Annotated in this window: 24 protein-coding genes and 3 pseudogenes; 17 read left to right on the top strand and 10 right to left on the bottom strand. The window is 56.5% G+C overall.

Annotated elements, in window-relative coordinates; translation table 11 throughout:
• Positions 1-39: 39 nt before the first annotated feature.
• Positions 40-246, bottom strand: a complete 207-nt coding sequence (locus QYE47_RS00520; protein WP_011953085.1) for a co-regulatory protein PtrA N-terminal domain-containing protein — start codon at positions 244-246, stop codon at positions 40-42.
• 166 nt (positions 247-412) lie between these two features.
• Between QYE47_RS00520 and QYE47_RS00515 the strand changes: the two genes are divergently transcribed.
• From QYE47_RS00515 to QYE47_RS00480, 7 genes and pseudogenes are all read left to right on the top strand, one after another.
• The gene (locus QYE47_RS00515) at positions 413-1,090 is read left to right on the top strand and encodes a heavy metal response regulator transcription factor (protein ID WP_011953086.1); all 678 of its coding nucleotides are present in this window, start codon (positions 413-415) and stop codon (positions 1,088-1,090) included.
• The gene (locus QYE47_RS00510; protein WP_011953087.1) at positions 1,090-2,496 is read left to right on the top strand and encodes a heavy metal sensor histidine kinase; all 1,407 of its coding nucleotides are present in this window, start codon (positions 1,090-1,092) and stop codon (positions 2,494-2,496) included. Before QYE47_RS00515 ends, QYE47_RS00510 begins: the two co-directional genes overlap by 1 nt.
• A gap of 470 nt (positions 2,497-2,966) precedes the next feature.
• Positions 2,967-4,220: a TolC family protein gene (locus QYE47_RS00500; RefSeq protein WP_011953089.1), complete on the top strand. Its 1,254-nt coding sequence runs from the start codon at positions 2,967-2,969 to the stop codon at positions 4,218-4,220.
• Entirely contained in the window at positions 4,217-5,683 is a 1,467-nt protein-coding gene (locus QYE47_RS00495; protein ID WP_011953090.1) for an efflux RND transporter periplasmic adaptor subunit, read from the top strand. The genes QYE47_RS00500 and QYE47_RS00495 overlap by 4 nt, the downstream gene beginning before the upstream one ends.
• Positions 5,680-8,838: an efflux RND transporter permease subunit gene (locus QYE47_RS00490; RefSeq protein ID WP_011953091.1), complete on the top strand. Its 3,159-nt coding sequence runs from the start codon at positions 5,680-5,682 to the stop codon at positions 8,836-8,838. The genes QYE47_RS00495 and QYE47_RS00490 overlap by 4 nt, the downstream gene beginning before the upstream one ends.
• Positions 8,835-9,182 carry a copper-binding protein gene (locus QYE47_RS00485; protein WP_011953092.1) on the top strand — a complete coding sequence of 116 codons (348 nt, stop codon included), beginning with the start codon at positions 8,835-8,837 and terminating at the stop codon, positions 9,180-9,182. Before QYE47_RS00490 ends, QYE47_RS00485 begins: the two co-directional genes overlap by 4 nt.
• A 231-nt stretch (positions 9,183-9,413) precedes the next feature.
• Positions 9,414-9,563 (top strand): annotated as a pseudogene (locus QYE47_RS00480) (polyamine ABC transporter substrate-binding protein); the annotation flags it as partial.
• A 33-nt stretch (positions 9,564-9,596) separates the two neighbouring features.
• Here QYE47_RS00480 and QYE47_RS00475 read toward each other — a convergent pair.
• The 7 genes from QYE47_RS00475 to QYE47_RS00440 form a co-directional block, all read right to left on the bottom strand.
• Positions 9,597-10,256, bottom strand: coding sequence for an isoprenylcysteine carboxylmethyltransferase family protein (locus QYE47_RS00475; RefSeq protein WP_011953093.1), 660 nt, complete (start codon positions 10,254-10,256; stop codon positions 9,597-9,599).
• The gene (locus QYE47_RS00470) at positions 10,253-10,528 is read right to left on the bottom strand and encodes a DUF2933 domain-containing protein (protein WP_011953094.1); all 276 of its coding nucleotides are present in this window, start codon (positions 10,526-10,528) and stop codon (positions 10,253-10,255) included. Before QYE47_RS00470 ends, QYE47_RS00475 begins: the two co-directional genes overlap by 4 nt.
• Positions 10,529-10,553: 25 nt before the next feature.
• Positions 10,554-11,009 (bottom strand): hypothetical protein, encoded by a 456-nt coding sequence (locus QYE47_RS00465; RefSeq protein WP_011953095.1) that lies wholly within the window; start codon positions 11,007-11,009, stop codon positions 10,554-10,556.
• A 138-nt stretch (positions 11,010-11,147) separates the two neighbouring features.
• On the bottom strand, positions 11,148-12,170 hold the full coding sequence (locus tag QYE47_RS00460; protein WP_011953096.1) for a cytochrome D1 domain-containing protein: 1,023 nt from the start codon (positions 12,168-12,170) through the stop codon (positions 11,148-11,150).
• A 265-nt stretch (positions 12,171-12,435) separates the two neighbouring features.
• Positions 12,436-12,636 carry a heavy-metal-associated domain-containing protein gene (locus tag QYE47_RS00455; protein WP_004575963.1) on the bottom strand — a complete coding sequence of 67 codons (201 nt, stop codon included), beginning with the start codon at positions 12,634-12,636 and terminating at the stop codon, positions 12,436-12,438.
• A 337-nt stretch (positions 12,637-12,973) separates the two neighbouring features.
• On the bottom strand, positions 12,974-15,490 hold the full coding sequence (locus QYE47_RS00450; RefSeq protein WP_012269848.1) for a heavy metal translocating P-type ATPase: 2,517 nt from the start codon (positions 15,488-15,490) through the stop codon (positions 12,974-12,976).
• Positions 15,491-15,533: 43 nt separating this feature from the next.
• On the bottom strand, positions 15,534-15,692 hold the full coding sequence (locus QYE47_RS00440; protein ID WP_011953098.1) for a hypothetical protein: 159 nt from the start codon (positions 15,690-15,692) through the stop codon (positions 15,534-15,536).
• Positions 15,693-15,739: 47 nt separating this feature from the next.
• Between QYE47_RS00440 and QYE47_RS00435 the strand changes: the two are divergent.
• The 7 genes and pseudogenes from QYE47_RS00435 to QYE47_RS00405 form a co-directional block, all read left to right on the top strand.
• Positions 15,740-16,075: pseudogene (locus tag QYE47_RS00435) on the top strand (helix-turn-helix transcriptional regulator); the annotation flags it as partial.
• Positions 16,076-16,498: 423 nt separating this feature from the next.
• Positions 16,499-17,518 carry an ATP-binding protein gene (locus QYE47_RS00430; protein ID WP_015268415.1) on the top strand — a complete coding sequence of 340 codons (1,020 nt, stop codon included), beginning with the start codon at positions 16,499-16,501 and terminating at the stop codon, positions 17,516-17,518.
• A gap of 123 nt (positions 17,519-17,641) precedes the next feature.
• The gene (locus QYE47_RS27250) at positions 17,642-17,947 is read left to right on the top strand and encodes an STAS-like domain-containing protein (RefSeq protein WP_080516231.1); all 306 of its coding nucleotides are present in this window, start codon (positions 17,642-17,644) and stop codon (positions 17,945-17,947) included.
• A gap of 417 nt (positions 17,948-18,364) precedes the next feature.
• A complete protein-coding gene (locus QYE47_RS00420) occupies positions 18,365-18,598 on the top strand; it encodes a hypothetical protein (RefSeq protein WP_156867445.1) in 234 nt (77 codons plus the stop codon).
• 310 nt (positions 18,599-18,908) lie between these two features.
• Positions 18,909-19,831 (top strand): annotated as a pseudogene (locus QYE47_RS00415) (hypothetical protein).
• Positions 19,832-20,051: 220 nt separating this feature from the next.
• Positions 20,052-20,261 carry a hypothetical protein gene (locus tag QYE47_RS00410; protein WP_015268418.1) on the top strand — a complete coding sequence of 70 codons (210 nt, stop codon included), beginning with the start codon at positions 20,052-20,054 and terminating at the stop codon, positions 20,259-20,261.
• A gap of 14 nt (positions 20,262-20,275) precedes the next feature.
• Positions 20,276-20,482, top strand: coding sequence for a hypothetical protein (locus tag QYE47_RS00405; RefSeq protein ID WP_011953104.1), 207 nt, complete (start codon positions 20,276-20,278; stop codon positions 20,480-20,482).
• Positions 20,483-20,625: 143 nt separating this feature from the next.
• Here the strand turns inward: QYE47_RS00405 and QYE47_RS00400 are convergent, their stop codons facing one another.
• Together QYE47_RS00400 and QYE47_RS00395 are read right to left on the bottom strand one after the other, a co-directional pair.
• Positions 20,626-20,754: a hypothetical protein gene (locus tag QYE47_RS00400; RefSeq protein WP_003253468.1), complete on the bottom strand. Its 129-nt coding sequence runs from the start codon at positions 20,752-20,754 to the stop codon at positions 20,626-20,628.
• Positions 20,755-20,876: 122 nt separating this feature from the next.
• A complete protein-coding gene (locus QYE47_RS00395) occupies positions 20,877-22,574 on the bottom strand; it encodes a phosphoethanolamine transferase (protein WP_003298414.1) in 1,698 nt (565 codons plus the stop codon).
• 490 nt (positions 22,575-23,064) lie between these two features.
• Between QYE47_RS00395 and QYE47_RS00390 the strand changes: the two genes are divergently transcribed.
• From QYE47_RS00390 to QYE47_RS00380, 3 genes are all read left to right on the top strand, one after another.
• On the top strand, positions 23,065-23,403 hold the full coding sequence (locus tag QYE47_RS00390; protein WP_071890582.1) for a zinc ribbon domain-containing protein: 339 nt from the start codon (positions 23,065-23,067) through the stop codon (positions 23,401-23,403).
• Between the two features lie 54 nt (positions 23,404-23,457).
• Positions 23,458-24,363 (top strand): cation diffusion facilitator family transporter, encoded by a 906-nt coding sequence (locus tag QYE47_RS00385; protein ID WP_010951438.1) that lies wholly within the window; start codon positions 23,458-23,460, stop codon positions 24,361-24,363.
• Positions 24,364-24,520: 157 nt separating this feature from the next.
• Positions 24,521-24,871, top strand: a complete 351-nt coding sequence (locus QYE47_RS00380; protein WP_011953105.1) for a DUF3147 family protein — start codon at positions 24,521-24,523, stop codon at positions 24,869-24,871.
• Positions 24,872-24,899 lie beyond the last annotated feature (28 nt).

Here is a 24,899-nt window from a genome sequence, read left to right as displayed (position 1 = left end):
GTTCAGATTCCGGGGTGATTACATTTCTGTAAGCTAAGCTCAGCAGCTCTCGTGGCCGGGGTGCTTTTGGCTTTGGGCGGTAACAGGAGCCTCTGCTTTTTTCTCCTGAGCAACCTGGTAAGCCTGCATGGAAGATGCACGTGCAGCTTCCATCCTGGCGAAGGTGCGATCCGCGCCGCCTTCAGCCAGGGCGAGGCTCGCCATGCCGAAGGTGACTACCATCACAATCGCTTTGATCATGTTCATTTGCGTTTCCTCTAAGGGTCAGTTTCGCCTGATTGGCGCCGTTCACAGTGCTCAAGCTAGCTACCCGGCACTGTCAGCAAGCTGAGCCCGACATTACTTTTCCGTCAGCTTCTGGTTGGGTGCCTTTTTTGCTGCACACTGAAGGGCATCCAAGGGGGCGCAGCAGATGAAATTACTCGTAGCCGAAGATGAGCCAAAAATCGGGGCCTACCTGCAGCAAGGGCTGACGGAGGCAGGCTTTACCGTCGATCGTGTGGTCACAGGGACCGACGCGCTGCAATACGCTTTGAGCGAGGCGTATGACCTGCTGATTCTTGATGTAATGATGCCGGGGCTAGACGGCTGGGAGGTGCTGCGGATGGTACGTGCGGCAGGGAAAGAGGTCCCAGTCTTGTTTTTGACGGCCCGTGATGGCGTGGACGATCGCGTGAAAGGGTTAGAACTCGGGGCTGACGATTACCTGGTCAAACCCTTTGCATTCTCGGAACTGCTAGCGCGTGTGCGCACTTTGCTGCGAAGAGGCAGCAGTGGCTATGCTCAGACCACTATGAAGATGGCTGACCTGGAGGTAGACCTGCTTAAGCGCCGGGCCACCCGAAATGGCAAGCGGATCGACCTCACAGCCAAGGAGTTCTCCTTACTGGAACTACTCATGCGCCGACGCGGCGAGGTACTGCCGAAGTCCCTGATCGCATCGCAGGTGTGGGATATGAACTTCGACAGCGACACTAACGTGATCGAGGTTGCTGTTCGTAGGTTGCGGGCCAAGATTGATGACGATTTCGCCCCCAAGCTCATACATACAGTTCGTGGCATGGGCTATCTGATGGATGTTCCCGAGTAATGCGCGCCCAATCGTCGCTCGTTAAACGCCTTACCCTCATGTTCATGTTCGCGGTCATCGCCGTATTGGTCGTTGCCGGCGTGAGCTTCTACATGCTCAGTCAGCACCATTTCCAGATGCTGGATGAGCAAGCCCTGGCCGAGAAACTCGAATCCACCCGGCACATCCTTTCACTTTCAGCAGCACGTGATGAACTTGAGGATCAGGAGCCTCAACTGCGTGCTTTGTTGGGGGCTCATCAGGACCTTTCTGCGGAGATTCTTGATGCTGACGGTACTGTCCTGTTCTCGGACTCCAAGGCATCCCGCATCCCTGAGCGCTTTAAGCAGGCCTCTTCTGGCGCCGTTTGGGACTGGCAAATCGACTCGCGGAACTTCCGGGGGATTACCTCTCAACTGGCTATAGCGCAGGCGCAGGCGCCGGTAACAGTCATGTTGATGCTGGATGTCACCAGCCATGCCCACTTTTTCAAGACGCTGCAATGGTGGTTCGGCATTGGCTTGGTCATCAGCGCTCTGGTTAGTGCAGGATTGGGGTGGATCGTGGCCAAGAGCGGTCTTCGGCCGGTTGGGCAGATCACCAAGGTGGCGACATCCATGTCTGCCCGGTCCCTTCGCGAGCGAATTCCATTGGAGCCCGTGCCGCTTGAATTGCAGGAGCTGATCCTCTCCTTCAACGGAATGCTTGCACGCCTGGAAGACGCGTTCGTCCGGCTATCAAACTTCTCAGCCGACATCGCACATGAGCTGCGGACTCCGGTAAGTAATCTTCTGACGCATACCGAAGTCGTTCTGACCAAAAAACGCGACCTCGATGCCTACGAAGACAACCTCTACTCCAATCTTGAAGACCTCAAGCGCATGTCGCGCATGATCGATGACATGCTGTTCCTGGCAAAAGCTGATAACGGCTTGATCATCCCCGAGCAGGTTGATATCGATCTGGTCGGGCTAGTGTCCAGACTGATTGAGTACTACCAGCTTGCAGCCGAAGACCGAAGCATTCGGCTTGCCCTTCAAGGCGAAGGTACGATCCGTGGTGACCGGCTAATGATTGACCGGGCGGTTTCCAACATTCTATCCAACGCTTTGCGCTATACCCCCGAAGGCCACGATATCGCCGTCCGGATTGTCGAGGCGGCTGATCAAGTGAACCTGTCCGTCCAGAACAATGGGGCCACGATTGATCCGGAACATATCAACAAAATCTTCGACCGGTTCTATCGCGCTGACCCTGCAAGGCGGGAAGGAAGCCCAAGCAACGCCGGCTTGGGTCTGGCCATAACGCGTTCGATCATCGAGGCTCATGGTGGGCGAATTTGGTGTACCTCCGCTGACGGCGTGACGAGTTTTCACATCGCTCTGCCGCACGCCAAACAATCCACTTCCAAGCCTCAAACGGCTTAATGCTCATTTCATGCGTGTAACCTATACTCGGCCATCATGAACCGGCTCCTACGACTGTTCACCATCCTGCTTCTAATCGCATCGCTTCCTCTCAACGGCATGGCGGGAGTCGACTCAGCCATTGAACCATGCCCCATGCAAACCATGGGGATGGAGATGATGGCGGGGATGGATCACGATTGTTGCCAGGATACTGATCCAGGATCAGCTGCCGACCACTCCAAAGCCTGCAAAGTGGGCCAGGAGTGTAGAACCGCGAGCACAGTTCAGGTCGAAATAATTAACCCCACGCTCACCTATTCTGCGCCTAGGCCAGTAGATACCTATGCGGTGAGCCTCGTAAACAGGGCGCCTCCTGACCCTTGGCGGCCACCCCGCGCCTGATTACCTCTTAAATTCACCCCATCGTCCTGTTTTGCAGCCGGATGATGGCATGCGCTTGCGCGCTGATTTTTTGAGGAATCATTTCCATGACTCCCCCACGTTACCGATTAGGGATGGCATGTCTGGCCGCTCTGATCAGCCTGTTGTCGACGTTACCGGCTCAGGCTACACCGTTGTCTCTGGAGGAAGCGCTTCAACTTGCCGAACGCAATGCCCCCATCCTCCAGGCCAGGCAAGAGCAAATGACGGCCGCTCGACACGCTGTGATCCCAGCAGGCGAGCTGCCTGATCCACGTCTCAACCTAGGAGTGCAGAACCTTCCTGTTGACGGCAGTGATCGTTGGAGCATGAACCGCGATTTCATGACGATGCAGGTTGTCGGCCTCTCCCAGGAAGTACCAAACCGGGACAAGCGGGAGGCACGAGTTGAGACGGCACGAGCGAGCGTTGAGCGAGCCGATGCAGAGGCGGTGTTCGAGCGCTTAAAAGTGCGTGCTGCCACAGCCCAAGCTTGGGTCGCGGCGTACACCGTTCAACGGAAACTGCAGCAGTTTGAGGACTTCTACAAAGAAAACCGTCTGTTGGCCGCAGCAATCCGCGCACGCCTGGCCGGCGGTACCGGCGCGACGGCCGACGCACTTGCTCCTGACCAGGAAGCTGCGCAACTCGATGAGCAAAAAGATGTTCTGCTCACACAGGCCGCTCAGGCACGGGCTGCACTCAAGCGATGGATTGGAGAGGATGCTGATCCGCAAGCTCAAGCATTTCCGCGCTGGCCAGTGAGCGCGCCGGACTATCTACACGCTATACATGCACATCCAGAATTGGCGACCTACAACGCCCTTACGCGGGAAGCACAAGCTCAAGTGCACCAAGCCTTGGCAGAAAAGAAGTCGGACTGGGGGTGGCAGGTGGATTACCAGCGGCGCGGGCCTGAATTCAGCAATATGGTGAGCCTGCAGGTAAGTTTCCAACTGCCCTTGTTCGCTGGCTCACGGCAGGACCCGATGATCGCGGCACGTCGCGCACAAGTCCGGCAACTGGAGGACGAACAGGAAGCGGCATTGCGTGAGCATAAAGCGCAGCTGGAGACAGATCTTGCGGATTACCAGCGATTGCAGCGAGCAGTGCAGCGCAGCCGTGAAACATTGTTACCGCTAGCGGAGGATCGAGTCCGCCTCGCCCTTGCTGACTATCGAGCCGGTAAATCACCCTTAAGTGAGGTTCTCACCGCTCGACGTCAGCGGGTTGAAACACGACTGCAAGACATCGATCTGCAAGGACAGTTGGCCGCGACAGCTGCACGGCTGCACTTCGCGTATGGAGAGGTGCGCGCATGAGAAATTCAACTATCAGCCTTGTGGTATTGGCCGCGTTGGCTATCGGCGGTGGCGTTGGCTATCAGCTAGCAAAGCGTGGGCAGGTGTCCACTGCCTCCCCTGAAACGCTACAGAAGGTGCTGTATTGGTATGACCCGATGTACCCCCAGCAGCACTTTCCAGCACCGGGCAAGTCGCCCTTCATGGACATGCCACTGGTGCCGAAGTACCAGGAAAGCACCGCTGCTGAGGTGAGCCCCGCAGTTCAAGTTTCACAGGGGCTCCAACAAAACCTGGGGGTCCGTCTGGCTACCGTAGCGAAAGGGCAGCTTGCTCGAACCCTCCAGGTGAGCGGCGTGCTTACCTTCGATGAGCGGGATTTTAGCGTTCTGCAGGCTCGTACCGGTGGCTACGTCGAACGCACCTATGGCCGCGCTACAGGCGACGTGGTTGCCAAGGGCGCCCCATTGGCAGATGTGTTGACGCCTGAATGGGCGGGCTTGCAGGAAGAGTACCTGGCGCTTCAGCGATCTGGGGACAATGAATTGCGCGCTGCAGCTCGGCAACGACTACTGCTGGCGGGTATGCCTGCCGATCTTATCAACCGGATTGACCGTACGGGAAGGGTCCAGAATTCGGTAACGCTCTTGGCCCCAACAGCAGGCGTCCTTCAGGCTCTGGAATTGCGGCCAGGCATGACAATGACACCGGGTGCAACGTTGGCGAAGATCAATGGTATCGCGAACGTCTGGCTTGAGGCCGCAGTACCTGAAGCGCAAGCCCAAGGCCTACAGGAAGGACAGGCAGTGCAGGCGAATCTGGCAGCGTTCCCAGGCGAACCTGTTCCCGGCAAGCTGACCGCATTGCTGGCTGATGCGGATCTGCAAAGCCGCACCTTGCGGCTTCGTATAGAACTGCCCAACCCCGGCGGCCGGTTGCGCCCAGGCATGACCGCGCAGGTTTCCCTCCATCCGTCCGGGCAACAGGATGACAGCCTACTGGTGCCAGCCGAGGCGATCATTCGGACGGGGAAACGCGATCTCGTAATGGTGTCAGAAGACGGAGGTCGATTCCGGCCGGTGGAAGTAGTGCTCGGCCAGGAAAGTGCTGGCCAGGTGGTCGTGCTGCGAGGCCTTCAGGCGGGCCAGCGCGTTGTGGCGTCCGGGCAGTTTCTGCTGGACTCCGAAGCGAGCTTGAAAGGTATCGAGGCCGTTACTGCTGGCGATGCTCCACTTGCGCAACCTGTACAGCCGGCTCTACATCAGGCCAATGGGCGCATCGTTCAAATAGAAGGTAATCAGCTGACCATCGCTCATGGACCGTTCGTGACGCTGGGCATGCCTGGTATGACGATGACTTTCCCTGTGGCAGATCCCCGCTTGATTGCCGGACTCAAGGTTGGCGAACGCATCCGGTTTGGAGTGCGCGAGCGCGATGAAGGCATGGTCATCGAGCAAATAACCCAGCAGGAGAACCAGCCATGATCGCGAACCTGATTCGTTGGTCGGTTGGCAACCGCGTCCTGGTCCTGCTGGCAACACTGTTTGCCGTAGCTTGGGGCGTTTTCTCTCTGCGCAGTTTGCCGATCGACGCGTTGCCTGACCTGTCAGATGTGCAGGTGATTATCCGCACCTCCTACCCAGGGCAGGCACCGCAGATCGTGGAAAATCAGGTGACATATCCCCTGACCACCACAATGCTTTCCGTACCCGGAGCCAAGACAGTGCGGGGCTTTTCAGCATTTGGAGACAGCTTCGTATATGTGTTGTTTGAGGACGGCACAGATCTCTATTGGGCGCGGTCCAGGGTGCTCGAATACCTAAGCCAGGTTCAGTCTCGATTACCGGCGTCCGCTAAGCCAGTGCTCGGACCCGATGCCACTGGTGTAGGCTGGATCTACCAGTATGCGCTGGTGGACCGCAGTGGTACCCATGACCTGGCACAGCTGCGCAGCCTTCAGGACTGGTTCCTGCGCTTCGAGTTGAAAACTCTTCCGGACGTTGCCGAAGTGGCGACGATAGGCGGGATGGTCAAGCAGTACCAGGTAGTGCTCGATCCGCTGCGCATGGCCAGCTTGGGAATCACTCAAGTTGAGGTTTCGGACGCCATCGCCAAGGCCAATCAGGAAACCGGTGGCGGCGTGCTCGAACAAGGCGAAGCTGAGTTCATGGTAAGGGCTTCCGGCTATCTGAAGTCACTCGATGATTTCCGAGCCATTCCCCTGCGCCTGGCTGCGAAGGGTATACCCGTAACACTGGGCGATGTAGCCACTGTACAGCTGGGCCCTGAGGCACGTCGCGGCATCGGCGAGCTTGATGGACAGGGCGAAGCGGTGGGCGGCGTAGTAATTCTGCGCAGTGGCAAGAATGCGAAAGATGCCATCGCTCACGTCAAATCCAAGCTTGAATCGCTGGAAAAAAGCCTGCCTGCCGGGGTCGAGCTGGTCACTACCTACGACCGTAGCCAGTTGATCGATCGTGCTGTGGAAAATCTGAGCCAGAAGCTGATTGAAGAGTTCATCGTGGTCGCACTGGTGTGCGCTGCATTTCTTTGGCATCTGCGCTCATCGTTGGTCGCCATCGTCTCGCTTCCGGTTGGTGTCCTCATTGCCCTGATCGTCATGCGCCACCAGGGCATCAACGCCAACATCATGTCGCTTGGGGGCATAGCCATTGCAATCGGTGCGATGGTGGACGCCGCTGTGGTGATGATTGAGAACGCGCACAAACGGGTTGAGGCTTGGCATACGTGGCACCCTGGAAAGTCGTTGCGTGGCGAAGATCATTGGAAAGTGATGACTGAGGCAGCAGTCGAGGTCGGGCCTGCGCTGTTCTTCAGCCTCATGATCATTACGCTGTCCTTCATACCGGTATTCACCTTGCAGGCTCAGGAGGGAAGGCTGTTTGCGCCCCTCGCATTCACCAAGACTTATGCAATGGCAGCAGCAGCGGGCCTTTCGGTTACCCTGGTACCCGTGCTGATGGGGTACTGGATTCGGGGTCGTTTACCGGCAGAAGAGCGCAACCCACTCAATCGAACCCTGATACGGCTCTATCGCCCAGCATTGGAGATCGTTCTACGCCGGCCAAAGCTCACGTTGGCGGGTGCACTGTTGATTTTGCTCAGCAGTGTCTGGCCCCTGAGCCAGCTCGGCGGCGAATTCTTGCCGCCACTGGATGAAGGCGATTTGCTGTACATGCCGACTGCCCTGCCAGGTCTTTCGGCGCAGAAAGCCTCTGAGCTTTTGCAACGTACGGACCGGCTGATCCGAACGGTACCGGAGGTCGCCAGTGTCTTCGGTAAAGCGGGCCGGGCTGAATCAGCGACCGACCCGGCCCCGCTGGAGATGTTCGAGACGACTGTCCGACTTAAACCGAAGGATCAGTGGCGAGCAGGGATGACCACTGAGAAGCTGATCGAAGAGCTGGACCGTACCGTGCAGGTACCTGGGCTAACCAATATCTGGATCCCACCGATTCGAAACCGTATCGACATGCTCGCAACCGGTATCAAAAGCCCGATCGGCGTAAAGGTTGCCGGCAGCAATTTGAATGAGATCGACCGGGTGACTCTGGCTATCGAGAAGGTGGCCAAAACGGTTCCAGGGGTGACTTCCGCCCTCGCCGAGCGATTAACCGGTGGACGCTACATCGATCTGGATATCGACCGCCAATTCGCAGCGCGTTACGGCCTGAACATTGCTGATGTCCAAGCGATTGTTGCCGGCGCCGTTGGGGGCGAAAACATCGGCGAAACCGTAGAAGGCCTGGCGCGATATCCCATCAGTGTTCGGTACCCACGGGAGTGGCGTGACTCTGTTGATGCCCTGCGGCAGCTACCGATTTACACCAGCCAAGGGGGGCGAATCACACTGGGAACCGTGGCACGGGTGCGTATTGCGGACGGTCCACCCATGCTCAAGAGTGAAAACGCGCGCCCCTCGGGCTGGGTGTATATCGACGTGCGGAGACGGGACCTGTCCTCCGTCGTTGCCGACCTGCGCCGGCTAGTCGATCAGCAGGTGAAGCTCGATCCTGGCATAAGCTTGAGCTATTCCGGGCAGTTCGAATACCTGGAGCGCGCCAATGCGCGCTTAGCATGGGTAGTACCGGCGACGCTGGCCATTATTTTCGTCCTTCTCTACCTCACGTTTGGCCGCCTCGGTGAAGCGCTGCTGATCATGGCTACCTTGCCATTTGCGCTAACCGGCGGCGTATGGCTGCTGTACATGATGGGCTACAACCTGTCGGTGGCCACGGGTGTCGGTTTTATCGCCTTGGCTGGGGTCGCAGCAGAGTTTGGAGTCATCATGCTGATCTACCTCAACAATGCCTGGACTGAACGAAACGGCAACGGTACGCAGGGGCAACCTGCGCTTCTGGATGCTATCCGCGAAGGGGCCGTGCAGCGCATCCGCCCCAAAGCCATGACCGTAGCAGTGATCGTCGCAGGCTTGATGCCAATCCTCTGGAGTAGCGGTACCGGCAGCGAAGTCATGAGCCGGATCGCTGTACCCATGGTCGGCGGCATGCTCACCGCGCCTTTGCTCTCACTATTTGTAATCCCTGCGGCTTACTGGCTCGTCAGGCGCCGCGGACTCGCTGTACACGATAACCCCCAAACAGGAGTAACCCGATGAAGAAGCTACTGATCAGCGCTGGCCTGGTGTTCGCCGTTGCGGCGGCGGTGCAGGCCCAAGACATGTATGGCACGGATATGAAGAATATGCCCATGGAAGGCAACGAGACCCAAGGCAGCCAGGCGGCTCCGACTGCATCGGCTGAGGGAACCATCAAAGCTTTGGAACCAGGTAAAGTTACCTTGGCGCATGGACCAGTATCAGCCCTGAAATGGCCGGCAATGACCATGGGCTTCAGCGCTACCGAGCAGCAACTCAAGGGACTCAAGGTAGGCGACAAGGTCAGCTTCGATTTCCGAATGAATGGGGGCACAGCGACGATCGTAGGCATTCGCAAGCAGTGACGGATTGACTTCTAACCCTGCCTATTAGAGCTGATAGGCAGGGTCATTTAGCCAAACTTTGGAAAAAGTGCTGCCGCAATTCCTGACCGCGCCGCCTTCAGCTCTGTGCCTCGGGACGCTAGTTGGTCTTTGCGCTCTGTAGCCGGGATGCATTCAGATCAGAGTAGTAGCTGACGTTTGAGCAGAGATCTTCGTGCATCACGATCTATATGGGTCGAAAGCGGACAGGGCATCGCAAAGTCATCCAACTGCCTGAGTTATCCGAACGCCAACAAGGATTCCACCGAGCTTGTCGACAAGAAAACCCGCGACAACTCAGAGTGTTATCCGAGCAAACAGACTTTGGATACCCTATTCCCGCTAGAAACACTGCCGCTGAAACCCTCCTGGCATGTAGCTCCTTCGTCCTACGCTTCAGCCTCTATGACCCCCACCCAACCTTTCGCGCAGGTGCGGAACGAACCTAGGCGTAACGCGGGTATAAGCTTCGTAGGCAGCGCCAAACTGCTTGTGCATTTCCCGCTCTTCGGAAACCGCCAAACGCCCGTACATCACCAGCAACACCGGGAACATTGCCAGCGTCAGCAGCGTCGGCCACTGAAGGAGAAAGCCCAGAAGAATCAGCACAAATGCCACGTACTGCGGATGTCTGATCCAGCCATAGGGCCCGACCGTTGCAAGTGAACGGCGGCGTTGCGCGTGATATAGCACGTTCCAGGCGGCAGAAAGCAAATAGAAGCCGAAACCCAGGAATAGGTAACTGGCAATGTGCAAAACACTGAAGTGTGGGTTGCCCTGGTCACCGAGCAACGTCGACCACAGATGGCCGGATTCGTGGGAAAGCAGATCGAGGTTGGGGAACCTGGCCTGCAACCAGCCTGACAACAGATAGATCGTCAGGGGGAAGCCATACATTTCCACAAACAGGGCAACGATGAAGGCCGAGAATGCACCGAAGCTCCTCCAGTCTCTCGCCGTTGCCGGCTTGAAGAAACTGAAGGCAAACATGATGAAGATCGCGGAGTTGATGAAAACCAGCGACCAGAGGCCATACGCGCTTTCACCATGATTCATGATGGATCTCCCGGCTTATGGATATCAGCCTTATCGGAGGGGGCCGGTTTGCTCTGGCCCTGGTGATGGTGTCCCCCATGTCCTCGATGCATGAAGACATGCATCAGCGGACAGGCGAGCAACAACAGATAAGGCAGGGCTCCAACGACATGGGCAAGGTGCTCGGTGAGCAGGAAGTAGACGGCGATCCCACCGATTACCACCAGGCCGATTGCATAGCGTGAACGCCAGAAACTGTGTGGTGAGCCGTTTTCATCGAAGTGAGGGTTCATAGCGACTCCTGGGAAAGGAGATGGGTTACTTCGATGCAGCAGATGGCATGCGGTCCATCATCATCTGCATCATCGACTCCATCATGTCCATGCGCTTTTCCATCATCTGGTGGCGGGCGGCCATATCCCCGCCCATGCCGCCATGCATGCCCCCCATTTCAGGCATGCCACCCTCCATGGACTTCATCATGGCCATGCCATTTTTCATCAGCGCCATATGCTCGGCCATCAACGCCTGACGGGCTTCCGGCGTTTTGGCTGCAGCCATCTTTTCGTGCATGGCTTGCATGGCCTTCATTTGCTGGTCCATCGCCGCCATTTGCCCTTTGTCCATTGGCTGAGAAGGCGTCTTCTCGGTAGCCGCCGCGCTTGGCGCATCGGCCGGGTGATGTGTCGAGTGTTCATCGGTGTTTTGCGCCATGGCGCCCACGGACGCTGCGGCCAAACAAAGTCCGATCAGTAAATTTCGAACGTTGTTCATCATCATCTCCTTAGCACTGTTTTAAAGCCGGATGCCTTGGTCTGGGCGCTAGGCCTCACCTGGCACGACAAGCAAATTACTGCGCCGGCGTGAATGCTCATTTTTCGCGTCGTGCTCGGGTTGTACACCGACGGGCTATTATTGGGCACTCGGCGGCTCGAAGCTGATCCCGTTTGGCCCGGCGCCAACCTTATGGGTAGCAACGACCTTTCGGCTGCTCGTATCGATGACAGATACGGTGCCCGCTTCAATATTGCTGACAAACACATAAGCGCCGTCGCTGCTGATGGCCACACCATGGGCACCCTTGCCGGTGGTCACGGTGCCCAGGCTGCTACGCGTCTGGAGATCTACGATGGAGACTCGGTCGTCCGGATTCTGGCCACTGCCCTGATTCGCGACATAGACCTGGCGACCGTCAACGGTGGCCATCATCTGGATTGGCGTGCGGCCGACATCAACCTTGCTGATCACCTTGCGTCTGGCCGTGTCGATGATGCCAAGCTGATTTGTCGCACTGAGCGAGACGAATGCCAGGCGACCGTCAGGGGCAAAGCCGACCTGGACAGGGCCTTTGCCCACGGGAATCTGCGCGGTTTCTTTGAGTGTGACGACATCGATAAGCGATACGCTGTCGCTCTTCATGTTCGCGATATAGAGTGTCCGGCCATCAGGGCTCAAGCGCAGCCCATGGGGATAACGCCCAGTTGGAATACCGGGCAACTCGATTCGCTGCTCAAGGTCAAATACTCGCACCTGGTTGGCAGCGGAATCGGTCACAAAAGCTCGCAGCCCGGTGACGTCGGTGACCACATGAGCCGGGTGATCGCCTGCCGGGAAGCTGAACGGTGGCCTGTCCAGCGCGCTGGTACTGAACACCAGCAACTGCCCACCGGGCTTTTCACCGCTCGAATGCCCCGCATGTCCAGCCACTCCAACAACCAGAAGCAAGCTGCCGTCGGGCGAAACCTGTAGGTTGTGGGGTGCGATCGGCAAGGCGACCGTGCTCACATCACCTGTCGCAAGATTTACCTGGCTAATGGAAGCGGACCGTTCATTGGCCGTGTAGACGTTACCCGTAGGGTTTGCCATGACCAGCCCCAGAGGGATGAGCAGGGATATCCCCAAGGCCATAGAACTAAACCGCTTGGCAGTCATCATTGTGAATGAGCTCCAACGAGGGGCCGGGGTATGTGAGCCAGGCTGGCCTATACATTTACTCAAGATAAACACCAATCGCGAAGCATTTTCTTGATCAGCGTCAACGTCCACAGCTTGACTCGGCACTGGGTGATCGAAGGCCGTCCATTTCTTGGGGAGTATTGCTGGCTATCCCGACCCGGAGTCAGTCGACATCAGGCTGTATATGAAGAAACCGCGCCATGAAACATGGCACGGCGGCTTGCCATCTGAGCGGTAACGAGACTTAGCGACTGACTTTGGTTGGGTAACCAAGCGCCTGGACCAGTGCACCGACGCGTTCCGCCTCGATGTTGCTTTGGACACTCACTGTACCGGCAGCACGATCAACGATCACCTTCGCGTCGCCATCGGCAGCCTGGATGGCCTTGGTGATCTTGTTGACACAACTGCCACATCCCATACCGGAAACTTCCAAAACGAACATAGCGGGCCTCTCATGCTGGTACGGCTTTTCTCGCCGCATTTACAGCTTCAACCTTGACACGATGACAAGGTCAAGGCCCGGTCAAAGGATTTATCTTCGCCCTGAAATCTTGTCCAACTCCTCTGGCGGCGGCCCCTGCTGCATCACAATTGTCCCTTACGATCTTGGCAGAAGATGGCGGACGTCGCAGTTGCCCGATGTCCTCCATCAGGACCAGATTGGCGCCGAACTCGCGGACATACCCGCTAAGGCCAAAGCCCTAGACAGTCAGTCATATGGATCAGGCGTTGAAACGCTGATGGCGGAACTTCCTCTCATAGGTTGCGGTGTGCCCATTTCAGTCTGTGACTACGCGCTTCAGCCGCAGTGCGTTGAATACCACGGAAGCCGAACTTACGCTCATGGCCAATGCCGCAATCATCGGTGACAATAGATGGCCGGTAAGCGGGTAGAACAAACCTGCCGCCAGCGGTATGCCCATAGCGTTGTAGAAGAATGCGAAGCCCAAGTTTTGACGCATGTTCTTCACCGTGGCCACGGATAGTGTTCTGGCCCGCAGGATGCCCATCAGGTCGCCCTTGACCAGCGTCAACTGGGAGCTGTTCATGGCAACATCGGTGCCAGTTCCCATGGCGATCCCGACATCAGCCCGGGCCAGCGCAGGGGCATCGTTGATCCCATCTCCTGCCATGGCAACCCGGCGCTTATCGCCCTGCAGGAGCGCCACCAGTTGCTCCTTGTCCTCGGGTTTCACTTCTCCGTGGACTTCCTCGATGCCGAGTTGTTTCGCGACCGCACGTGCCGTAGTCAGGCCGTCGCCGGTGGCCATGATGACCTTCACATCTTCTGCCTGTAGCCGGGTTACCGCCTCCTTGGAGGTGGGTTTGACCGGATCGGACACCGCTAGCAGGCCAGCGAGCACGCCATCGACGGCCAAGTACATGATACTCATGCCTTCCAGACGCAGCTGCTCGGCGCGGTCTCGCAACGGACTGGTGTCGAGGCCAGCCTCTTCCATCAAGGTCGTGTTGCCAAGCTGCAGCCGTTTGCCGTTCACCTGGCCACGTACACCGATCCCAGAGCCCGACTCAAACGCCTCTGGCTTGGACAAGCTGTGTCCATGCGCTCGCGCATGATCGACAATCGCATGTGCCAGCGGATGCTCGCTGCCTTGGTCCAGGCTGGCGGCAAGGCGCAAGACTTCGGGTGGCATGAACTGCCCGGTACCGACCACGCTATGAAACACTGGCCGGCCCTCGGTGAGGGTCCCGGTCTTGTCGACGATCAGCGTGTCGATCTTGCAGAGGTTCTCGATAGCACTGGCGTCTCGGAAGAGCACGCCACTGCTGGCAGCCTTCCCGGTAGCGACCATGATCGACATGGGAGTGGCTAGGCCGAGCGCGCAGGGGCAGGCAATGATCAGGACCGCGACCGCATTGATCAGGCCGAAGACCCAGCCAGGCTCCGGTCCGAAAAGCCCCCAGCCGAAGAGCGTGACCAGCGCGACCAGAATCACCCCCATGACGAAATAGCCGGCCACGGTGTCCGCCATCCGCTGCATCGGGGCTTTCGAGCGCTGAGCCCGCGCGACCATCTGCACGATTTGCGAGAGCACTGTCTCGGCGCCGACCTTCTGCGCCGCCATCACAAGGCTGCCGTGGGTATTCAGCGTGGCACCGATGAGTGCATCCCCAGCTTTCTTCATCACTGGCACGGGCTCGCCTGTCAGCATGGATTCATCGATAGCACTTTCGCCTTCCAGGACCACCCCGTCGACCGGCACCTTCTCGCCAGGGCGAACGCGCAGGTGGTCGCCCGTATGCACGTGGGTGAGCGGAATATCTTCCTCCTGACCATCGGCCCCGATGCGACGGGCCGTCTTGGGGGCAAGACCCAGGAGCGACTTGATGGCGGCGGAGGTTTGTGAGCGCGCCTTGAGCTCGAGCATTTGGCCGAGCAACGTTAATGAGATGATGACTGCAGCCGCTTCGAAGTAGACACCGATGCGGCCATCCTGCATGAAAGTCGTCGGGAAAACCTGCGGGAACACTGTGGCCGCAACGCTGTATAGGTACGCCGCAGCCGTTCCCAAACCTATCAGGGTCCACATATTCGGGCTGCGATTACGAATCGATGCGACCCCACGCACGAAAAACGGCCAGCCAGCCCATAGTGTCACGGGAGTGGCCAGAATCAACTCCACCCAATTCTGTGTGGCACCATGCAGCAATTGGAGTTGGTGGGCAGTCATGGCCAACACGGTCACGATGACCGTCAGGGGCAAGGTCCACCAGAAGCGGCGGGAGAAGTCCTTGAGTTCCGGGTTCTCGTCTTCCTCAAGCTCCGGTATTACCGGCTCTAGGGCCATGCCACAGATTGGGCAACTGCCCGGCCCACGCTGGCGGATTTGGGGATGCATCGGGCAAGTGTATTCGGCGTCCGCCGCGTTGCTTGGCTGCGGGGCAGCCGAGTGGAGATGGCCCGCGTGTTCTTGGTCCTGGGGAGGGCTAAGATAATGCACAGGCGCTGCGCGGAATTTCGTCAGGCACTTTTCACTGCAGAAGCGGTATGTCCTTCCCTCGTATAGCTCGAAGTAGCGACTATCCGGTGGCACCGTCATACCGCATACCAAATCGCGCTGACTACCATCCGGTTGCTCATACGGGTGCGAGTGGTCATGGTCATGGTCATGCTGGCACGATTCGGTGTGCATGAAGTAGTTCCCTTTGTTGTCCGGTTTGGACGAGTTTTCACCCTTCTGGTGAGAATACCCGCCATGGTTGTGCCCGAAGAGTTGCGTCAGCGGACAGAGCAACAAAATTAAATAACTGTAGTGCCTGTGACAGGTGGCCATAGTGCACGAGCCACATAAAACAGGCCAAATATGGCCAGCATGATCAGTGCAATACCGCCTTTAGTCCGCCAAAAAGGTATTGCCAGATCTGTACCACGGCGATGGGCTCCATCATGATCAACTCCCAAGCTGGGTGGGAAATATCGGCCGCTGCCGTATTGTCCAGCCTAGACAACATCTCCTTGAACAGCTGTGACGCCAATCAATGCTCCTGTAAGCGTGTCGATTATTGTTGTGGTGTAGCGTCATGGCATAGATCATTTCTGGAGGTTGCTGATCCTGCTGCTGCACCAGTGGTTGCCCTTCGACAATGCGCTGGCTGCCTTGTACCCCGGCGAGGGAGTGCCCAAGCCGCTGGAGGAGTACGACGCCGGCTCCCGGTGGGGAACGCCGTCCATGCTTTCCTGCCTGGACGGCCTATACTTGCTCGACCCCTTCTACCAGGCCTGTCAGGAAGGCCTGCCCAGTGGGCTGTAACGCCTGGAGGAGATCGCTTCTGACCAGTTCCGTCAAAGCGAGTACTTCCTCAGTTACTTCCACGCCAACGCATTGGAAGACGAGGAGCAGTTCGTTCTCCAGTTGCCGGCCAAGGTAGCCTTATGCGATCTAACAGCTCAAGCCCCAGACCTGATACATGCGGTGCGGTACAGCGCTGATCGGGTCACTCTTCGCTGTTCCCCTTCCAGCTTTGCCTTTGCCCACAGCAGACGTCGGAGATGAAACTGCTCGGCGGACTCACAAACCTGCTCCAGTGCTCTCGCACAAGGCTTTGATCTGGCCATCTTTGCTTGAATGGCTGACCCGTGGCAGGGCGTTGGCCGTGTTTTCTTCGTGCGTGTTGAGCCCAAGGCGAGCGCGATCCACCATCCACAGGCCGCTACTGCCGCGCGCCAATTCTATGCCGGCACTACTCGTCAAAAAATAGGTGAGTGCTTACCCGGCAGGCAATGGGCTACTATCGAGCCCTATATCTATCCGAAAGGGTTAGCTCCGTTGCCAGGGAATTGCATGCAGGCCATCGATATTGAAAACGCGATCGTTCTTCCTTGGGGGCTTGGCTCAAGATCGCCCCATGACCTGTTTTCTGTGTGCGCAGAAATCATTAACTGCCCTGGTGACATCGTTTTAGACGCTAGCAACCTCTCGTATATCGATCCGTTAGGGATGGCCACGCTGCGAGCGTTGTTTGAAAACCAGTTGGTCCAGAAGCGAGTTTCGATGCAGTTTTTGAGCAGAGACCTGACCTCCTACCTGGCCAGGATGGATTTTTTCAAGGACATTGATGTAGAGGGTGTAGATCTATCGGGGGTAGGACGTCGAAACGACCGAAGCACCTCGTTGGTGGAAATCACCAAAATCAGCGAACACCATCAAGCAGAGGCTGCAGCCTCTCGCCTCGCTAGAGCTATTACGGGAAGGTTGACTCAATCGGACCCGGATGCCCCAGTCGACGAGCACACGGGACGGAATGAGTTTGACTCCTACCGGGGCCCTCTGGAGTATTCGCTCAAGGAGCTATTGGAAAACTCGCTTACTCACGCCCGCAGAGAGGGACGTGGTGACGCCGCCGTTTGGCTGACCTGTCAGTTTTATCCAAAATTGAACCTTGTACGCATGGCCATCGTCGATAATGGGTGTGGGTTTCTCGCGACACTGAGGAATCACCCTGAGCTTCATGACCGCACGCATTTGCACGCGATCGAGGCGGCACTCAAACCGCGAGTGAGCTGCAACCGGGGTGCGATGGCCCAGATCCTGGGTAGCGAGAACCAAGGTATCGGGTTAACAACTACCGCAAAAATTGCAGACGCGGCGGGCGGTGGTTTGATCATCGTGAGCGGCAATGGCATACATGACACAAAGCGTCGGCAGTCTCAGGAGCTGCATGATGCGCTGTGGAATGGTGTATCGATCGCGTTTAGCTGTACCCGTGAGCTGCTGCCCACCATTTCGATCAGTGACTTGCTGCCGAAGGACGATGCAGGACAGGTTGACGACGATCTCGACCTAGATCTGAATTTCCGCTAGCTCTGGCTTTTTGATAGCTCGAGGGCTAGAGTCGATCATGCAAGGAGCGGTAAATGGGAGATTCAGCGTCAACTGAAACTCTCGGGCTGCAAAAAAGGATTATGCAATACAAGGGGTTACGACATGCAAACTCAAATTCGATTAAGTAGGGATAGTTCTATCCGAACGTACGGAATGCGAGCTTCAGCGATCCCCTACCGTACCGAAATCGAACGCTCGCTCAGCAGTGGTGAGAGCGTTGTCATAGATTTCGCTGGGAACGATGTCACTCAGTCCTTCGTCGACGAGTTGATCGGGGCGCTGATTCTGAAGGAGGGTCGCCAGGTGGTATCGCGCCTTGCCTTTGAAAACTGCACCAACGATGTCAAAGGAATCATTAAATTTGTGGTCCATGATCGAGTTCGACAGCTGCAAAAAATGCCCGCGTGACGGATCCGCATTGAATTTAAGGCCCTCAATATTGAGGGCCTTTTCATTGGTGCCAGGCAAAAGATAGCCGTCTTGAGTGGCCCCCATAGCTCGCCCTGAAAAGCGAATGTCAGGGGACACACCGCAGAAAAGCGTTCTGTAGCGGAGGAATACGTGGAAAACGGAGCTTAGGTTTCCTCATTGAGATGTGTAGAAATCCATCGCGACTCACCTATGCAAAGGCTGCGAAAAGCCTGAATCTACTGGGGTATCGTGGCGTGAGATATGTGCAAAAAAATGTGCACAGCATCTGCGGATTGGAGAGCTGGCTTGGCTCCTTAAGTAAAACCATCAAGCTGCAACGGACCTGCAACTCCTGCGGCTTGAAGCAAAGCGGGTAATACCACCCCTGAGCCCTACGAGGTGGTGTTCCGGTTTTTGACCAAACGAGAGCACGCCAGGCGCGCAAATGAGCTGCACGACCAGCTGAATGAAGTGCTCGGGGTGGCCAGAAATCTCAACGATGGGCTGTACTTCGGTGGAGCAGACGTCACGGTGCTACAAGACTTTACCATGCTCGATGCGGAAGACTTCGTGCGGTACAACCTTCACGACTGGCTCAGTGTTGGGGATACCGATGAAGATGAAGAAGGTGCCGATGATGCTGACTGAGCTGCTATCGGCCTCCCCTTTAGGATCTGGGTTTGACCTTAGCTGACCGGCTGCTCTACAAACCAATTGATTTTCTCCGGAGCCGGTGTCACTGTCGCTCCAAGAATAGCCCCCACGCCTCGGGCAGGTCCCAGACCTGTACTGCGCATCAGGGGGTTAGTTGTTTCTAGGGCCCGCCCAGGTCGATCAGGCATGCTTTGGGCTGGCCTCAAACCAGTGGGTGACCACCAAAAGGGTCAGTTAGGCCTACTGCTGCCTATCCTCGCTCGTTACCATCCAGAAACCCTCTATTGATACGGTTTCAGCAAAGATGGATGTCTATAAGCTCCGCATCGAAGACACAGAAAGCAAGATCATCGACAGGAAGGTTTCGAGGCCGAGACCTTCCGCAGAGATCCGTGGTACCAGCCTGGAAGTGCGGGCAAGCTAGCTCAGTTTGCTGTATGCCCGGCATGCGACAACCCTGTCCAGCTGGTTGGGCTGTATGAGCTACCGCCTAACGTGAAGAACCCATTCGGGAAACATGCTACTAAGAGCATTCGCGGCATCGCTCCATTTGATAGTGAGGCCCGTAACGATTGCCCGTACTTCAAGCCTCGCCAGCATAAGAAAACAGAACGAAAAACCAGGTTTGACGGCGTCCCGCGGAAGATTCTCAAGCTATTGATCGAACAGTTCGATCGCGTGGTTTACATCCTGGAGAAAGAGACCCAACTGGTCCTTTCCGAGAACGCGTTGAGAGGCATGCTGCAGCGTTACAAGGGAGAGCGTGGCTACCTCTATACCGGCGCGACGCTTCGCAATGTGCCATGGATCTTTGCTTACATGTCGGACGCCACCCGCCTGTTTGGCCAGAAGGTCAGTGGAAATGCTGAGCTGGTGAAAGCTATTGCCGCTGAGGTGCCGGGGGCGGAAATCAGCAGCACTGGTCGGCTGGAATCGAAGAAGGTGCCTGGTTCGAAGGCGGCATATTTTGATCTCAAAATGAGTTTCATCCGCCATCGAATCGTCAAAGACAGTGAAGCGTCTGGCTTGGTTGAAAGCATGGAGTTTGTAGTGTCACAGCCTCGCGGAGGTGAGCTTGAGCACATTCACAAGGAAGTCATCAAATTCGATTCGGCTTGGTTCGAATCTCTTATCCGGATGCCGGTTGATCATCCTTATCGCAGAATGGATAGAGTGAAGATGGCCCGGGAGGAACTGGGCGATCTGCTGGAGCTGACTCAGGCCTGAGGAGGCCTGCTGTAAACCACTTTTTTTCACTGTAAACCACAGTGGTTTACAGTGAAAAAAGTGGTTTACAACGTAGCTATGACACGCGCCCTGGCCACTCCCCAGGCCAGCGCGCTCCTCATTGGTTCGTTCAGCCGGACGTCGAACACCTGTGCTGCTCGGGGCCTTGCCACGCCGCGGTGTCCTATAATTCATCTTCAGCTGAGTGGAGCAAAATGTTGTGAAGCGCACATTCATTGGAATGGTCGAGGCTGGTGAGCCACTGATGAGGCAAGCGCTTGAAGCTATCCGACAGGCCCACGAAGCGGAGGCTGCTGGATTGCCAGACCTTGAGGTACAGCGTCTTCACCTATTGGCAGATTCGCTCTATCAGGCGGTCATTGATTTTCAGCTCCTCAAAGCAGGTAAACCACCGTCGACTATCCAGTGAGGACCTGCCGCTACATGACGAAAAAGATACCAGCTCTTCTCCCCGACCACCCCATGTATACCGACGCAGTGGATGCGATGAAGCAATACCACGAGGCGCAGGCTTCTGGCTCATCTGCCGAAGAGGTTGAGCGCCTGCGTCAAATCGCAGAATCACAATTTCGGGCTGTCAGCGAGTATCAGCTCAACGCTCTGGGATATCAGTCTCGTCGTCCGCACTGAAGGGATAACCGATCCGGAGGTAGCTTCAGAATCCATCAAGCCAAGCGGAAGACTCACGACGCGGTCCGATTGATCAGCGAGACGGTCGGGAGGGTTTGCACACAGCCCCAAAAAAAAAGCAGCTCCCGAGAGCTGCTTTTTTCTTACTCCCCCTTTTTGTGCTTGTGGGGTTTCAGGTCCGGATGGTCCTTCTGCTTTTCAGGGGTGACTCGCTGCCTTTTGTCCGGAGTGCCATCTTCATTGGTGCGCTTTGGGCCTGGCTTGATGCTCATGCAAAACTTCCTTTTCCGCTTGGGTTGTTGAATGCAGCTATGTAATTAGTCCAGCTTCTCTCAGCTGTCAAAGCAGGCTGGTGCAGAACCGCCTGGCCGATGATCCGGTCCACATCGAACATTCAGAGGCCAGAATAAGAGCCTCCGACAAAGGGCTTACAAGGGGCAGTGAAATCCAGCGCTGAGCGATACGAAGACGTCTGGACGTTCATCATGCCGAGCACGGTGTGGAACAGGTTGTCGTGGCTCAGCGGTGACGTGGTTTGAGCTTTCAAACAACCCACGTTGACCTTTTCGCTCTTCGCGAGCGAGTCAGACATCCAAAGTACCAACGGCACCTTTGTTTGCTCGTCAGGAGCCATCGCGTAAGGCAGCCCGTGTAGATAGAGCCCACCCTCCCCCAGCGATTCGCCGTGGTCCGAAACGTACATCAGCGCAGTGTCGAACTTGGTGTTGGCCGCCAGGATATCGATGAGATTTGCAGTCACATAATCGGTGTAGAGGATTGAGTTGTCGTAGGCATTGACCACCTCCTCCTGCTTACATTTGTCGAGCTCGTTGGTCTCGCACACCGGTGCGAATTTCTTGAATTGCGAGGGGTAGCGCTTGTAGTAGGCCGGGCCGTGACTGCCTTTGTAGTGGAGCACCAGGACAGCATCGCCTTCCTGGCGCTTGATGAAGTCTTGCATCTCCGTGAGCAGCACCCCGTCCTTACACTCCTCGCTGGTGCACAGTTGGGAATCCGCGTGAGAGGCAGCCTTGTGGTTGGGAACCCTGTCGCAGACCCCTTTGCACCCCGAGTTGTTGTCAGTCCACATGACACTGATGCCAGCGCGTTGAAGCACGTCGAGCAGCCCTTCTCGGCTCTTGGCCAAGCCATCTTTGTACTGGGCCTTACCCACGTCCAGGAACATGCATGGCAGCGAGACCGCGGTAGCGGTACCGCAGGAGCTCACGTTCGTGAAGCTAATGACATTTCGCTTTTCTAGTTCCGGATTCGTTTCACGGGAGTAGCCGTTGAGGGAGAAGTTGGCGGAGCGAGCGGTCTCTCCTACTGCCAGTACCAGCAGCCTGGGTTTACGAGCCGCACCCTGTCGATTAACTACCGCATCAGTACCAATGGCCGTCAGCGTTTTAGGTGAGGCCAGCTGACGCTTCAGGTACCCATGGCCAGCCGCAAACAAGTTGGTAGGTACCAGAATCAGCCGGATCTCCCGATTGTTGCGCAGCAAGGAGGCATACGACTGGTACTGACTCAACGCGATGCCAGATAAGGTCAACAGAGCGAGCGACAGAGCAATGAACCTGCTGACCAAAGCTTTGGCCCAAGGCTTGCGCCGGAGGGGAACCCGGGCAATCAGGTAGACGGGCAACACCCCAACCATTGCGACCCAAAGACCGAGCTTCCAATTCAGCAGCTCGGTTGCCTCAGCGACGTCGGTCTCCACAACGTTGGTGAACATTGTGTAATCGATCACGATGCCGTAGGCATTCATGAAGTAACTCGCAAAAGACGCGCTGATCAGTACCAGGCACAGTATGGGTTTGGCCAGCCGCCCCCATGACAGCAAGCTCAGAACGGTAAACACCCATGCGAATACTATGACTGGAAGGCTAGCCGCTAGCTGCCAGTTCACTTCATCGGTTTTGAATACCAGCTTCCAGAGCACGTTCCAGAGCTCAGCGTTCGCGAATAGCAGTAACCAAAAAGTCACCAGGCCGATTAGCAAATTAGTACTGATGCCTTTCTGCCGCGCATTGCGAATAGCAAAGATCCATTTGCTTAACAGGGTGTGAACAATGGATTTGGAAGGTGTCATTATCAAACTCTGGAAGCTGCTTATCCATGGCGGTAGCTATGGAGTTAGCGGGAGCTACAAGGCAAACCGTCGACAGATGCTGAGCGATTGCGCAATGTGCGGAGCGTCAGAGGCCTTAGGCCCCTAGGCGTTGGGGACGCTTAGTATGTGTGAGGCATAGGGATAAAAAGAGAAATGAATCTCGCTGAGCGCATTATTTCCGGGACCTGATAACGACACGATGACCTCGGGATTACAATGCTGACAGAAATCCAATTACTGCTGTTTTGATTGTCATTGATCACGCTATGATCAAAATTAGGGGGATACTACCCACCAAAAGCAATGCTCCGCTCAGCTAGATAAATTTAATTTCACAAACAAAACGGTTTCGTTTTGTCGTAGGCTAATTTTGAACTTTCAATTCAACTTACAAGTCTTTCTCGCGAGCAGAATATTATTTTCAACTTTTGCTCGTTAATATGTCACCCATCAATGAGGGGCGAATACCATGAGCTTTTTCAAAAACATCCTGGGCGGGCACCATGGCCGTGGAAACCACGGTGGAGGCAAGCACCACAGCGGGGGACATGGGGCCGAGCAATATGATCGCCATGGCCGGCAGCAGGGCTGCGACGGCGGTAATCAGGTGTATGACGGCGGGCGCCCTCCCACTCCTGCCCCCATCAAAGATCTGCAGGGCTGCAGGCAGTGCCGGACGGCCAACGATCCGTCAGCACGCTTTTGTCTAAACTGCGGAACACCGCTATCGAGTGGTTGCACCGCCTGCGGCTCGCTGCTGAGTGCAGGAGCAAGATTTTGCAGTCACTGTGGCCAAGCGACGCTCTAAGGCTAGGTAGACAGGAAGGCCAACGAGACCACAACCCTGCGCAAGGAGAAATACGTGGGTTCAAATCATGACCATGGCAGCGCTGCAGTACGCGAGGGGCATCAGAAGAAGCTAATCATGGCGCTCGGCTTGACTGGCAGCTTCATGATTGCAGAAGTGATCGGTGCGTGGATTACCGGCAGCCTGGCGCTGCTGTCGGACGCATCTCACATGTTCACAGATACTGCCGCCTTGGCGATCTCACTGATTGCACTTCAGATAGCCAAGCGGCCGGCGGATCAGAAAAGAACCTTCGGCTATGCGCGCCTGGAAATTCTGGCTTCGACGTTCAACGCCGTGCTGCTCTTCCTGGTGGCGATGTACATCTTGTATGAGGCCTACCAGCGCTTCTTCATGCCGGCGGAGATCGCTACCGGAGCGATGATGTGGATCGCAATCGCCGGCCTGATCATCAACCTAATTTCGATGCGCCTTCTGGCATCTGCGAGCAACGAAAGCCTCAACGTCAAAGGAGCCTACCTCGAAGTTTGGAGCGACATGCTCGGCTCGCTTGGCGTAATCATCGCGGCACTTATCATCCGCTTCACCGGCTGGACCTGGGTCGACACGATTGTCGCTGTGGCGATCGGCCTTTGGGTTCTGCCGCGGACGTGGCAGTTGCTTCGCGAAAGCCTGGGGATCCTCATGGAGGGTGTCCCGAGGGGGCTCGACGTTACGGCAATCGAGGCCACCATCCTCGGAGTAGATGGCGTGACGGACGTTCATGACTTGCACGTGTGGGCTGTCAGCAGTGGCAGTAACGTGATGACGTCGCACGTAGTGGTTCGGGATTCTGCAGATGGGGATGCTGTGTTGGCGGCCGTCGTGGATGCTGTCAGCGATGCATTCGAAATCCATCACTGCACCATCCAGATCGAGCGGGCAGCTTTCCACGAGAGCGTTCCCTCACCCTCGCACTGACCGATCGGTAAACACCATGCAAACACATCACCCTCCTGGCTGAGGGTGATGTTGCAAAAAAAATGCGGTGAGGGATGCCGTAAACGGCAGGAGCGCTTCAAGGGGGTTGGTGAATGGCTTCGCCTGCCCTCGTCAACAACCTCCAGAAGGCTCAGCGATGGCCTGGATCATCACGAAGTACCTACTCACTGCCGGTATAGTGATTCTCGTGTCAGAGCTGGCGAAACGCAGCGACAAGCTGGGCGGCTTGGTCGCCGCCCTACCCTTGGTCACGGTCGTGACGTTGGTCTGGCTCTATTTAGAGAACCAGAGCATGGAGAAGATCTCCAACCATGCTTGGTACACGTTCTGGTACGTGCTTCCGACCCTACCGATGTTTATTGCTTTTCCATTGCTGCTACCTAAGCTCGGCTTTTGGCCGACACTGATCAGCAGCATCCTCATCACAATGGCCAGCTTCGGAGGCTTCGCCATACTGCTGCGCCGGTTCGGCATTGAGCTTCTATGATCCGGTGGCCGCAGGGATCATCTTGATG

The organism is Pseudomonas sp. 2,4-D (genome assembly GCF_030418155.1).
GTDB lineage: Bacteria > Pseudomonadota > Gammaproteobacteria > Pseudomonadales > Pseudomonadaceae > Aquipseudomonas > Aquipseudomonas alloputida.
Note: the sequence above shows the minus strand (reverse complement) of the source record. Positions and strands in the feature narration are given on the sequence as shown.